This is a genomic window from Algoriphagus machipongonensis (assembly GCF_000166275.1).
Classification (GTDB): domain Bacteria; phylum Bacteroidota; class Bacteroidia; order Cytophagales; family Cyclobacteriaceae; genus Algoriphagus; species Algoriphagus machipongonensis.
The window spans coordinates 213,917-227,633 of the sequence record NZ_CM001023.1 but is presented as its reverse complement, the minus strand read 5'-3'; the positions used below and the strand labels follow the sequence as shown (position 1 = coordinate 227,633).

Below are 13,717 nucleotides of genomic sequence, written 5' to 3'. Positions count from 1 at the left end.
AAAACCTTAAATTCAATACAATACTTTTTTTATATCTTTTTGGAAATGGATTTACAAAGCGGAAGTTTTATTCAATCAGCTATTGAAATAGTATTATCCAATTTGGATGATAGTGATTTTAATGGAAATGAATTGGCTTCTGCCTTATCCCTAAGTAGAGAACAAACTCATCGGAAATTAAAAAAATCTACTTCATTATCCACGGGTAGATTTATCAGATATATAAGGTTACTCAAAGCCTATGAATATCTGCTAAAAACTGATTTTACCGGTTCAGAGATTAGTTTTAAAGTAGGTTTTGACAATCCTTCCTATTTCAATAAGTGCTTCAAAGATGATTTTGGAATTAGTCCAGGAGAGATCAAAAAAATGGAAGATACCTTCAGCCCTAAAGGGAAAGATATCTACGAATTTTATTTGCATCCGGAAATTCATGAAATACTAAAAAAAGCCATCCCTTTGCCTTGGGATGTCGATTCAACTTCGAAAAAAAACTATCAAAGTTTGATTTGGATAGCACTCTTGATCATTGTTCCATTCGGAATTTATTTTTTTCAAAAAGAAGACTCATCAAAATTCCATTTACCTCAGAACTCCAGAATCGCAATTGTTCCTTTAAAAAACGAAACAGGAAATTCTCAGCTGAATTCCATAGGTGAAATTGCCAGTAGCTGGATTGCTACGCAGCTGGATAATGTGGAAGGTATCAAAACTGTTCCTGCTTTTACTGTAGATGAATACCTTCCTAGCTTGGGTGTATTAAGCAATGATCAGGAAAATCGACCTACCTTTTCAGAGTTGGTTGATGCTCGGAACTTACTGATTGGGAATTATTACCTATCGAACGATGTAATTTATTTTGATGTGAGTTTGATTGATGGTATATCACTGGAATCGATCTATCATTTTCCAATCAAAAAAGGGCATAGGGATAGCGTGATGTCCATAATTGAAGAAATAAGACTGGATGTCTTGGGACTCCTTGTCAATTTGGAAGATGTAAAAATCGGGAAATTGAAACCTCCGAGCTATGATGCATACAGTGCATATTTAAAAGGACTTGCTGAAATGAAAGATGGATTATATCCATCTAAGGCCTATAATTATTTCAGAGAAGCTACCACTCTGGAACCCAATTTTGTCATGGCCCAGATTTTTATGTCCTGGTTTGTCGATTATTCAAAAGTTGACTCAATCATGGAAAGGGTTGAAAAAATTCCCACAATGACCCAATATGAAATGTCCTTATACCTTGAGCAATCAAATATGTTTCAAAGAAGGTATAAGGAAGCTTTGCAGGTTTGCTTGGGCATATTGGATGATTATCAGCAGGATTATTATTTTAATATTATGGCAGGACATAAATACAAGTCTCTTTTTATGCCAGAAAAAGCCTTGGAAGTATTAGCCCAAGTTCAGAATCCCAATGTCAATGAAATGGGTTTGATTTGGCATTATTTCAAAACTAGGAATAAAGCAGAATCTCTCCTGATGCTCCACAGGTTTGATGAATGTGTTGAATATTTAAAGTCGATTCCGGAAGATTTACAAAATTCAGCTATTCCCGAATTATGGATTAGTACCTATGTAGGGATGGGAAAAGGGCGGGGTTCGGTGGATAGTTTGCTAAATACCTATCGTGATCAATCACTTTATCCAGCATATTTGGTTCATGCAGCATTGGAATATCAATTAAAATCCAATGATTCTTCGTCGAAGTATTTTGCGAATAAAGCGATTGAATTCCTAAAAGAATTTCCGAATGAAGGAGTTGGAGATTATGACTTGATCGATGCTTATTTTTTAGCTGGAGATCTGGAAAATGCCGAGAGCTTGATAAATGATAGGCTAAAACTTCAGCCAAAATTGAAGCTAGAATTAGAGATCTATTTGACTTATGTAAAAGCAAAAAGAAGTTCCTTTAATCAAATTGAAAATCTCCTCAATCAATTTGGAGATCAAACGGAATTAAAATGGAGACGGCACGAATACCCCTACCACATTGCCTATCATAAAGCCAGGATTTTAGCTTTGGCAGGTTTTAAAAAAGAAGCGATTTCACAATTGGCAATAGCCAAGGAAGAAGGACAATTAAGACATTATTGGGATTATGAAAGAGATATATTTTTAGTCTCGCTTTTTGATGACCCTGATTTTCAAAAACTTGTTCAGGTGGAAAGCTGATTTTGCAACTATTTTATAAGGATATGCCACAGATTTGATATGTATGCCACAAGATTCATGGCGAATTTTCATAGCAACTTTAAACATTAGTACTATGAAAAATTACTTTATCATGTCGGCAGTTTTCCTTCTGGGATTTTTAGCTGCAATGGGCTTTAAAGAAAAAGCCAATCCTGAAAAACATATTGCGATCTCTGATTTTCCAAAGAATATGGTCATCAATCACTTGGATGATTGGGGAGGTATGTCTGTAGCAGTAAACGAAATGCCTGCTGGTACAGACTTGGGGCCTTTATTGGAAGGCCTGAAAAATAATTCTTGTCAAGTTCCACATTGGGGATACATCATCAAAGGTTCTTTGAAAATGATTTATGATGAGGATGGTGAAGTAATCTTAAATGAGGGAGACTTGTTTTATATGCCTCCGGGACATTCAGCTGTAGTTTTGGACGACCTTAAACTATTAGATTTTAGTCCGGAGAAAGGAATGAAACAAGTAGTGGAACATATTGAGAAAAAGGTAGCGGAGATGAATCAAAACTAAACAAAGATTGATCCTGAATACTCTATATAAACAGGAATAGCCCACGATTGAAACCATGGGCTATTTCTATTGTCTTTCGACTATTATCTATTGCCTAATCAATTATCTTTCTTCACTGTCGTATCCTTCTTGGTTTGGGTGCTGCTTTTAAGGAATCCTTTCAACAAATTTTTGGCTTCTTCTACTGCTTTGTCTTTACTGGCATTAGTTTGCTTATCCACTTCTTTTTTCGCGCTGTCTTGAGCAACTTCAGATTTCAGCTTTAATTGCTGCTTAACACTGTCCTGAGAAGCGTTAAATTCCTCTGTAGCTTTAGTCTTTAAGGATAAAGTTTCTCCACTGATCCTTGCTTTGAGTGCATCTGCTACCAGCGATTCAATGCTATTACCACCGGCTAATCCCACTTTTGGTGATTTATAGGTTCCTGTAAGATTAAGTGCTAAAGGAATGGTTGTATTTTCATCGACTTTCGTACCTGTGACCGTTGCCAACAAGGAATTGGCCTGCGAACCGAATTTATTTGCAGGCACATCCAAATTGATCAAGTAATTGATTGAGCCATCAAATCCAGCTGTACCCTGAACCTTGGCCTGATAATCCCAAAGTTTCACATCAAATGGTTTCACATCCATTACTCCATTGTCTATAGAGATTGGAATGGTAACATTCTTTAGCTGTAAAGTATTGACATCTTTTAGTTTGGTAAGACTCGTGATGCCTTCTAGGATTTTACTGTCCTTTAAAGCGGTTTCTGCCACTTTCAATAGACCGTTTCCATCCAAACTAGCTAATAATGGCATCATGTCTTGACCCAAAACTCCAGAAAAATTCAAATTGGAATTGAAGGTACCTGTTAGATTTTGTGCAATCGGTGCAAATGCCTTTACAGTGTTCAATGTACTAAATGCCTCAGAAATGCTTAGATCGGATACATTTAAATCGAAATTAAATTTCGGTGTAGATAAATCCCTTGAGTCATAGCTACCAGTCAAGGCAATTCTACCTCCCATCGTACTCATAGAGGCATCCCTGAAAGTAAGAATCCCATCTTTCAATAGCATTTCACCTTTCATTTCCTTCAGGTTCATATTGTCGTATAAAACCTCGTTGGCTGCAACTGACATGGTGAAATCTATATTTTTGGGAAGCTCAATGACGGTGAGTTCAGAATTAGAGCTATCGGTTTGAGTCGATTCACTCATCCATTCATTTACATTGAAACGCGGACTGTTGACAGTCAGCTGACCTTTAAGAGTTCCATTCTCTCCCAAAAGGTAATTCATATAATTACTCAATGAACCACTGGCATTGACTTGGCTTTCACCAAGCTTGGAATCCATTTGTGTCAAAGTAATTCGTTCAGGGCTGAACGTAGCATTAGCTTTAGAAATCTCTACTCCTTGTGGAACATCAACAGAATTGTATTTAAAATTGGAAACGTCTATAGAACCCTTCGTTTCCAGTTGTTGGTAGTTTTTAGCTTCTATGGCGGCATAAGAACCTTTAGTTTGTATATCAGCCAGAATTTTCCCTTCCATGCTCATGTCTTCCATTGGGAAAATTGTCAAAAGCTTTTTCAAGTCTACGGCACCTTTTACCTGCCCATTCCAGTTGAGTTTATCAAAGTCCTCAATGGTCATGTTTCCTTGGATTTCTTCTCCTTCCAACTCGAAACCAAATTGGCTCAAGTTTACCAAGAAGTCATTCATTTTTCCTGTGCTGTTTTTAACGATAGCCTTGACATTGATAGCTTCCAAAGGCGCAGGATAGTCAGCACTTTTTGCATACCCATTCACTAATGAGAAGTTTGCATCAATGTTTGGAATTTCATTTGCTACTGAGTCATATCTTCCTTTTGCGACAGCATCAAGAGCTAGGTTACCTTTCAGATCCATTCCCTCTATTGGGAAAATAGAAGTCAATTCTTCTAAATTCAAGTTTCCTTTTACAGCCGCATCAATGGTATATGAAATCAAATCTGATAAGAAAAATTTACCTGAAATCGGATTGCTACCAAAGTCCAAATTGAAATTTGGGATGGAAATAGAGGTATTATCTATTTGGTCTGTTTCATTCAACACCTGCATGTCTAAATTGACATTTTTCACGGGTTTTGGCAGATCCTGATATTTAAACATCCCATCAGCGATTTTTAAAGACACATCAAAAGATGGAAACTTCTGCTCGTTATAAACTCCCTTTACATTACCCTGAAAATCCATGGTTCCGGAAGTTTCTAAACTAGAAAAGCTGTCAGAATAGATTCCTGGTACCAGTGATAGGATACTTTTAAATTCATTGTCTTTTCCTTCAAAAGCTAAGTCAAGGTTTATATCCTCATCAGGCATGCTCAAAAATCCTGTTAGACCAAAAATGAAATCATTCAGTTGGAAATTGCCTTCTCCCAAAGTGAATTTCATCTGCTCCATATCTACAGTTAAAGCAGTTTCTCCTGAGAAATTCTTGTTGGAAAGGTAAGAAGTCCCCTCATAGTTGACTTCCGCAATTAATGCCTCTAGTTCAATCGGAAGTTCATAAACATCTGAAGTAAATTCACCGTTTCCCTGAGCATTAATTTCTCCTAAAGCCATAAAATAATCGAGCTGTCTATCATCATAGACTAAGTTGAGATGGTTGATCTCAATTTGATCTATTCCGATTCTCATATTGCTTTCTTCAGCTACAGCAGTAGTGTCTGTGCTTGGGTACATAATATCATAATTGGCAGTACCATCTTGAAGCACTTTAATATATAGATTTCCTCCATTGAGGTGTACCCCAGTAAGTGTTGGGTAATCATCAAAAAGAACCGATTTTAGGTTGAAATCTATCTGTAATTCATCCAGTGTTACTAGAGTATCGGTTTCAAAGGGAGCATTCCCTACAATTCCGAATTCTTGAATGTTTGCTGAGATATTGGGAAAGCTCCGAAAAATGCTCAAACTGACATTGTCCAAATCATAAAGGACTTTAGCGTTCACAGATTGGGCAATTTCTTGGTCAATTCGGGCAGCAATTTTATCCTTAAAAAGAATGGGAAATGCAATAGCAGCTCCGATTAATACGATAAATACTCCAGCAGTTATTATTAGAAACTTTTTCATTTTTTGTTCTATTGGTCTAATAGGATGGTTTGGCTCCTATTTAGGTATTTTAGCTAATCGCTATTTACGCAGATAAGTCATCTGTTGACTAAATTGTTGCAAAATTTGAGCCTTTAACCAGAAGATTTATTTTAATACTCAGTTAAAGAGAATTGGATGTTCCATTCTTTGAAATTATTTAGCAGGCAAAAAAAAGGGATTGGAACTCTCTGATTACCAATATTTACCGAAATGTAATTTCTAATTATCGGAAAAAGACATTTGCTTACTACCTACCCAATTTCAAAATGGGGTTAGCAAAATCAGACGGATTACTCAATGAAAGAAACAGCCTAGATTACATAGATAAATTGATTGAACTCACCTATTGTTTTAAAGAAAAGAAGCAATCTGCTAGATCAATAGAATCAGGATCCTGGGAAAGAAATGCCATTGACACGTCTGTACAGATTAAGAGCATATTTGTCAGTCATTCCTGAAATAAAATCTACCAATGACCTGAGAAGTGGATAAGGATTTACTTCTTCCCCCCAGCCTTTCATTGGAAAATCTTCAGGTAATAGCCTTAGAATACTTTTGTCTTGTCCAGAGAAATTATCCGGATCGTAAAATTTGTTATATAATGCCTTGGAGTAAACGGCTAGCAAGCCTTCCAAAACCTGGAATCCAGCCGCTTCTTTTTCCAGCACTACTTTAGATCTGTAAATTTTCTCCACAGAAATTTCAGTGATTTTCTTCAGAGCTTTGGCCGAAGGGATGATATCAGTAAGAGCTTTATCAAAAAAACCTTTGCACATGCTCTCCTCATATTGTGCAAAAACTTCAACAGTTTCTCTAATTAGCTCACCAATTGCAATTGCTCGTAGGGCACCTAAATTTTGGGTGTTAGTCCGAGGCTCCTTGAGCTTTTTAGGATCAAATTTATCTTTAAGAATTGGTGCCAATAACTTGACCGTCTCTTCAAAGCTCACAAGTCCCATGGTGCAGCCATCCTCCAAATCAATGATGCTGTAGCAGATATCATCCGCAGCTTCAACTAAAAATGCCAGAGGATGTCTAAACCAGCATTCAGGGCTGGATTTTTCTATCCCAAGAAAAGAACTCATCTGTTCAAAGTCAGTGAGCTGGTTAATAAAGAAACCATATTTCTTTTGACTTCTACGGGCCACATCTCGGTGCGGAATAAAGCTTGGCCTAGGGTATTTAGTAAAAGCAGCGAGGGTCGCATAAGTAAGTTTCAGTCCGTTGGATTTCGAAACCAACATTCTGAAGCCTTGTGCATTCCCTTCAAAATCACATAAATCTGCCCATTGCTCGCCACGAACATGCGTTTTCCAGCATTTTCCCATGGGATGGAACTTAAAGAAATCTGAAATCGCTTCCTCTCCTGCATGGCCAAAAGGAGGGTTACCTATATCATGTGTCAATGCAGCAGCTGCTACAATTGCACCTACTTCATAGGCTGAAATACCGGTCTTTTTAAGGTTTGGGTATTTTTCAAGTAAGTATTCTCCAGCAGATTTTCCGAGGGAACGACCCACACTGGAAACTTCAAGACTATGAGTAAGACGGGTGTGAACGAAAGCCTGATCAGGCAGCGGAAACACCTGTGTCTTGTCTTGTAAGTTTCGGAATGGTGCCGAAAATATTATCCGATCATAATCTACTTCAAACTCACTTCGTACTGCTTGAGTTGGAATAAATCCGGGTTCATCACCAAATCTGCCCCGGGCTAAAAGATTTTCCCATTTCATCATCCCCAAAAATAACAAGGACCTTTTAGAATTCGTTTAAAAATGGAAAATTGTATTAATGGCACAGAGCTTGGATAAGAGAGTAGAGATAAACTAACTGAACTATTTAACCAATGAAAAATTTATTCAATTATTTGATGATGGTGGGAGTCATGTTGTTTGCTGTAGCCTGCTCCAATGATGACGATGGTAGTCCCTCCAATGGGATGGCAAAAGTAAACTTCTACATGGTAGATGCTCCGGGAGATTTTGAAGAAGTGTGGGTGGAGGTCTTAGCTGTTCGTGTGAAAGCGGACGGTGATGATGACATGGATGATGATGGAATAGATGATGACGATGATGAAATTGGATGGATCGAAATTCCATATGATGAAACTAATCGTTATGTGAATTTACTGGATCTAACAGGAGAAAACTCTTTATTCTTAGGATCTGAAGATTTTCCTGAAGGAGAAATTGATCAATTAAGATTGGTATTAGGGGATGATAATTATGTCATTAAAAATGGTGATAGATTTGATTTAAAAACTCCTAGTGCTCAACAATCTGGTCTTAAAATAAAAGTTGATGAAGATATAGAAGGCGGAATGAGTTATAATTTAGTCATTGATTTTGATGTGGCTAAATCTATTGTAGAAGCTGGAAATTCAGGAAATATAATTCTTAAGCCAGTTTTAAGAGCTTATATGGAAGAGGCAGCTTCAGGAGTGATGGGTCAAGTTTTCCCTGACGAAGCAATGCCAGTAGCTGTAAGTGCTAGTAAAGGAGATGACACTTATAATACCTTCGTAGATGATGATGGAAATTTCAAGATTTTAGGGATGGATGATGGTCTTTATACGATCACCTTTACTCCAAATGATGAATATGCCATCTTGATAGTAGATGATGTGATGGTAGAAGAAGGTATGGTAGAAACAATGGATCCCATAACGCTGGTTCCTATAGAAGAATAACAAAAATAAAAGCCGGTTAATAGCCGGCTTTTTTTGATTTTAACCCCCTATCCATGGAATTCCTATTTTTTGATAAGTTTTGGGCTAAATTTACTCCGTGAAAAAGTTGATTTATTATTTCCTCGTAGGAAGTACATTTTTGGGATTTTGGAGCTGTAAAGAGGACATAGATTCAGATCCTAAAGGACTTGTAAACCTTATTTTGGTGGATTCTCCAGCCGTTTGGGATTCTGTTTTTGTAGAAATTCTGGGAGCAGAGATCGAGTATATTGTTGATGGGAAATCCGATGGCACCCTTCAAACCAAATTTCTTCCCTATGCTCCTGGGGATAAAAAAATTGAAGTAAGTGCATTAGTAGGCGGAGAAGCATTGCTCTTAGGAAGAAATGAATTTCCAGTGAGCAAGATTCTTAAAATTACTGTGAAGCTTGGAGATCAGCATTCCTTGTATTTGGATGAAAAAAAGTACAAACTGGAATTGGCGGACCTGTCGGAAATGGATGTTCCCTTAGACTTTGAGATGGATATAGACCAAGGGTTTTCCTATGATATCGTTCTTGATTTTGATTTGGAAAAATCTATTTTAGTTGCAGAAGAGAATCCCTTAAAGGTACAGCTGGATCCCACATTTATCATTTATCGAGGAGCAGGAACGGGGGAAGTTAAAGGTTCCTTGGGACCAACAACTCTTAAGCCTGCTATTTATGCTATCCAAGATGGAGATTCTTTAAGCACGCATCCTAATAGCTCAGGATCATTTCTTTTTAGGTTGCCTGTTGGTACCTACTCCATATATGTGGATCCAAAAGATGAATTATATCAAGACACCTTGATTAATAATGTGCAGGTAGAAAAAGGGGTAACCCAAACGCTTGAAAAGATAACTTTAAAACCGAAGCCTTAAGATGAGTGCAATAAGCTACATGAGAAGAGCTTTAGAGTTGGCTGAGTTAGGGAGAGGAAAAGTCAGCCCTAATCCTGTGGTGGGATGTGTGATCGTGAAAGAGGATAAAATCATTGGAGAAGGGTATCATCAGAAGTATGGAGAGGCACATGCAGAAGTAAATGCTGTCAATTCCGTAGAGGATCAAACCGATATTGTTGGTTCCACGGTTTATGTGACTTTAGAACCTTGTGCACATTTTGGAAAAACTCCTCCCTGCGCCAATTTATTGGTTGACAAGAAAGTAGGGAAAGTGGTGATTGCTGCTTTTGATAGCAACCCATTGGTTGGGGGAAAAGGAATTCAAATTTTAGAAGAAGCAGGCATTGAAGTAGAAACAGGGCTTTTGCAGGAGGAAGCTCGATGGCAAAACAGAAGGTTTTTCACTCAAATTGAAAAAAAGAGGCCTTATGTAATCTTGAAATGGGCCCAAACTCAAGATGGCTTTGTTGCAAGATCTGATTATTCTTCCAAATGGATTAGTAACTCCTCCAGTAGAAGATTAGTGCATCAATGGAGAGCCGAGGAGGATGCAATTATGGTAGGGAAAAACACTGCCAAATATGATGATCCCGCCTTGAATGTCAGAGATTGGGTTGGTAAAAACCCTTTGAGGTTAGTCATTGACAGTAAATTGGAACTAAGCCAAAGCTTAAAATTGTTTGACCAGGCAGTTCCAACTATCTGCTACAATACACAGAAAACAGAGGAAAGTGGAAACCTGGAGTTTGTAAAACTAAAGCCTGGCTTTAGTCTAGATCAAATTTTGGAGGATCTTCACAATAGAAATATTCAAAGCTTACTTGTGGAGGGGGGAAGTTTTCTGTTAAACAAATTTATTGAATTAGGTCTTTGGGATGAGGCAAGGATATTTACCAGCCGGAATAAATTCGGAGAAGGAATAAAAGCACCACTAATTCCGAAGCCTTCCTCGGAAAATATCCCCGTGTTAGAAGACCATTTATCCATTCATTACCATGTCTGAAAATTTAATGATCCCAGAATCAGCTAACAAAGCTGAAAAATACGAAGCACTTATTCCGCAGATCGAAGCATTGATCAGTGGGGAACCTGATTTGTATGCCAATCTTGCCAATATTACAGCTGCATTGAAAGAAGCATTTGGCTTCTTCTGGGTTGGATTTTATTTAGTAAAAGAGACCCAACTAGTTTTAGGCCCCTTTCAAGGGCCTATTGCCTGTACTCGGATTTCAATAGGAAAAGGTGTTTGTGGTACTGCCTGGCAAGATGCCAAAACCCAACTTGTTCCTGATGTGGATGCTTTCCCAGGTCACATCGCATGTAGTTCAGCCTCTAGATCAGAAATCGTAGTTCCAGTATTTAAAGGGGAGCAAGTTGCTATGGTTTTGGATGTAGATAGCGATCAGGTAAATGATTTTGATAGTGCCGATCAGCTCTACTTGGAAAAATTGATGGGGATATTAGGTAAAACCCTTTAAATCACGCTGAGGCAAAAGTCATTGAGAATATCAATTGTCTCGGCTTTGCGCTCAATCAATCCCATGTGCCCCGTTTCTGCTAATTCAAAGTAGTGGGTGATTACTTCTTTGTGTTTTCTGCTTGCTTCTAAGGGCACGGCTCCGTCTAGTTCACCTGCAATCATCAACTTTGATCCTGTGAAATTTCGTAAAACCTCAAACCGATCCCTTCTATCACGCATGGCATATGTGTAAGCTATCAGTCCTTCCAAAGTGGATTGTTTTCCTTGTGCGATTGCTTTTTGAACCTCCTCTTTGAGTTCTTCTCTTTTGTTTTCTGGAATTAAAGGAGGAACGAAAGAAGTGGCGAATTTATCCACCCCATTTTTCTTTAAAAATTGAACCGTTCTATTCCGCATATCTTTTTTCTCCTCAGAATCAGGAAAGGCTGTAGAATGAAAAAGACCGATAGCTTTGAGGTTTTTCCCCATTAACTCCGTTAAGGCTAGGGTGACATATCCTCCTAAAGAATGTCCAATGACGATGGGTTGATGGATGTTGAATTTTTCCATCCACTCCTCTAAAATTACTGCTGTTTCTTCAAGCGTGATTGATTCATGCTCCAAAGGTGACTTGCCAAAACCGGGAAGATCTGGACAGATGACTCTAAAATTGGAAGATAATTTTTCAGCAAAGTCATTCCACATTTGGCTTACTTCACAGAAACCATGAATCAGGATGAGAGGTTGACCTTCACCCTTTTCAAAAAAGTTAATTCCAGACATTTTAAAATATTTTAATGCGACTTGGCTATTTCAGCCATGCTTTTGACCGCTTCGGCAATACCTTCTGGGTCAAATCCGCATTCTTTATGCAACTCTAATTGTTCGCCATGTTCGATGACATCATCTGGAATACCTAAGCGTTTTACTTGTGCTTGGTACCCATGATCCATCATCCATTCTAGGACTGCAGAACCAAATCCACCTTGAAGGCAACCATCTTCTACAGTAATTACCTTGGTAAATTTGCCAAAAACTTCATGTAACAATTCCTCATCCAAAGGCTTCACAAATCTCATATCGTAGTGAGCTGGATTTAAACCTTCTTTGGATAAAATTTCGGAAGCCTCAACAGCATAATTTCCAATATGACCAATAGTAAGAATGGCTATCTCTTCGCCTTCTTTGATAATCCTACCTTGGCCTAAAGGGATTTTCCTAAATGGAGTTTTCCATTCTGGCATCACACCTTTTCCTCTTGGGTATCTGATAGAATAAGGACCATTGTGAAGTGAACCAGAATACATCATGTTTCGGAGCTCTTCTTCATTCATCGGTGCAGAAACTACCAGGTTCGGGATGCACCTGAAATAAGCTATATCGTAAGCGCCATGGTGTGTTGGTCCATCTGCTCCCGCAAATCCAGCTCTATCCAAGCAAAGGACAACTGGAAGATTTTGAAGGCAGACATCATGAACCACTTGGTCATAGGCACGCTGCATAAATGTGGAATAGATATTACAGAAAGGCACAAGCCCTTGTGTCGCTAATCCGGCAGAAAAAGTGACTGCATGCTGCTCTGCGATTCCCACGTCAAATGCGCGATCCGGCATAGCTTTCATCATGATATTCATCGAAGAGCCTGAAGGCATCGCAGGAGTCACTCCCATGATACGATCATCCATTTCAGCAAGCTCTACTAGAGTATGTCCAAAAACTTCTTGGTATTTAGGAGCCTGAGGAGTACTTGGCGTCTTCTTGAAAATTTCTCCGGTCACTTTATCAAAGGTCCCGGGAGCATGCCAAGTAGTTTTGTTTCCATTCTCTGCGGGAGCATAACCCTTTCCTTTGACTGTCACACAGTGCAAAATCTTAGGTCCAGGAATATCTCTCATATCCTGAAGGATTTCTACCATATGATTTACATCATGGCCATCCACAGGACCAAAATATCGAAGGTTTAAGGATTCAAAAAGATTGCTTTGATTTAAAACAGCAGACTTAATTGCCCCTTCTACTTTTGAAATAACATCTTGAGCACTAGTTCCAAATTTGCTGAACTTGCCCAATAACTTCCAAACTTCATCTTTGACTTTATTATACGTATGAGATGTAGTAATATCCGTCAAATAGTCCTTTAAAGCCCCAACATTAGGGTCTATGGACATACAGTTATCATTTAGGATGATTAGGAGGTTGGAATCGCTTACTCCTGCATGGTTCATAGCTTCAAAAGCCATTCCTCCAGTCATGGAGCCATCTCCGATGACAGCAACGTGCTGTTTTTGTTTGATGCCTTTGTATTTGGAGGCAACAGCCATTCCTAAGGCAGCAGATATCGATGTGCTGGAGTGCCCAACACCAAAAGTATCGTATTCACTTTCTTTCCTTTTTGGAAATCCAGAGATACCACCATAAACCCGGTTGGTATGAAACTGATCCCTTCTTCCCGTTAGGATTTTATGACCATAAGCTTGATGGCCAACATCCCAAACCAATTGATCTTCAGGGGTATTAAGTATATAGTGTAATGCTACAGTCAGCTCTACCACTCCAAGACTGGCGCCGAAATGCCCACCATATACGGAGACATTATCAACAATATATTGTCTTAACTCGTCACAAATTTGAACCAGCTTTTCTTTCGGAAATTTCTTGAGATCCGCTGGGCTGTTGATTTGTGCTAATAATTCTCCGGGTTGAATCAACATTGTTTGGTGTTCATGTGTCAGAATGAAATAACTATTCTGGAAGACTTTTGTTCCAAAACCAGTGCCGAAAACTTTTGACA

Annotated in this window: 10 protein-coding genes; 6 read left to right on the top strand and 4 right to left on the bottom strand. The window is 38.5% G+C overall.

Annotated elements, in window-relative coordinates; all coding sequences use genetic code 11:
* The first annotated feature begins 45 nt into the window (after positions 1-45).
* On the top strand, positions 46-2,184 hold the full coding sequence (locus ALPR1_RS01055) for a helix-turn-helix domain-containing protein (protein WP_008197800.1): 2,139 nt from the start codon (positions 46-48) through the stop codon (positions 2,182-2,184).
* 94 nt (positions 2,185-2,278) lie between these two features.
* On the top strand, positions 2,279-2,728 hold the full coding sequence (locus ALPR1_RS01050; protein ID WP_153231752.1) for a cupin domain-containing protein: 450 nt from the start codon (positions 2,279-2,281) through the stop codon (positions 2,726-2,728).
* Between the two features lie 98 nt (positions 2,729-2,826).
* Here the strand turns inward: ALPR1_RS01050 and ALPR1_RS01045 are convergent, their stop codons facing one another.
* Together ALPR1_RS01045 and dgt are read right to left on the bottom strand one after the other, a co-directional pair.
* On the bottom strand, positions 2,827-5,832 hold the full coding sequence (locus ALPR1_RS01045) for an AsmA-like C-terminal region-containing protein (protein WP_008197796.1): 3,006 nt from the start codon (positions 5,830-5,832) through the stop codon (positions 2,827-2,829).
* A gap of 407 nt (positions 5,833-6,239) precedes the next feature.
* Positions 6,240-7,586, bottom strand: a complete 1,347-nt coding sequence (dgt, locus tag ALPR1_RS01040) for a dGTP triphosphohydrolase (protein WP_008197794.1) — start codon at positions 7,584-7,586, stop codon at positions 6,240-6,242.
* 113 nt (positions 7,587-7,699) lie between these two features.
* On the opposite strand from dgt, the gene ALPR1_RS01035 reads away from it, so the two are divergent.
* From ALPR1_RS01035 to ALPR1_RS01020, 4 genes are all read left to right on the top strand, one after another.
* Positions 7,700-8,542, top strand: coding sequence for a DUF4382 domain-containing protein (locus ALPR1_RS01035; RefSeq protein WP_008197792.1), 843 nt, complete (start codon positions 7,700-7,702; stop codon positions 8,540-8,542).
* 97 nt (positions 8,543-8,639) lie between these two features.
* The gene (locus tag ALPR1_RS01030) at positions 8,640-9,446 is read left to right on the top strand and encodes a DUF4382 domain-containing protein (RefSeq protein ID WP_008197789.1); all 807 of its coding nucleotides are present in this window, start codon (positions 8,640-8,642) and stop codon (positions 9,444-9,446) included.
* Position 9,447: 1 nt separating this feature from the next.
* Complete coding sequence (gene ribD, locus ALPR1_RS01025; protein WP_008197787.1) at positions 9,448-10,470, top strand: bifunctional diaminohydroxyphosphoribosylaminopyrimidine deaminase/5-amino-6-(5-phosphoribosylamino)uracil reductase RibD; 1,023 nt, start codon at positions 9,448-9,450, stop codon at positions 10,468-10,470.
* Positions 10,463-10,945 (top strand): GAF domain-containing protein, encoded by a 483-nt coding sequence (locus tag ALPR1_RS01020; protein ID WP_008197786.1) that lies wholly within the window; start codon positions 10,463-10,465, stop codon positions 10,943-10,945. Before ribD ends, ALPR1_RS01020 begins: the two co-directional genes overlap by 8 nt.
* Here the strand turns inward: ALPR1_RS01020 and ALPR1_RS01015 are convergent.
* Entirely contained in the window at positions 10,942-11,709 is a 768-nt protein-coding gene (locus tag ALPR1_RS01015) for an alpha/beta fold hydrolase (protein ID WP_008197785.1), read from the bottom strand. The genes ALPR1_RS01020 and ALPR1_RS01015 overlap by 4 nt on opposite strands.
* 11 nt (positions 11,710-11,720) lie before the next feature.
* Complete coding sequence (gene dxs, locus ALPR1_RS01010; protein WP_008197784.1) at positions 11,721-13,637, bottom strand: 1-deoxy-D-xylulose-5-phosphate synthase; 1,917 nt, start codon at positions 13,635-13,637, stop codon at positions 11,721-11,723.
* Positions 13,638-13,717: the final 80 nt, after the last annotated feature.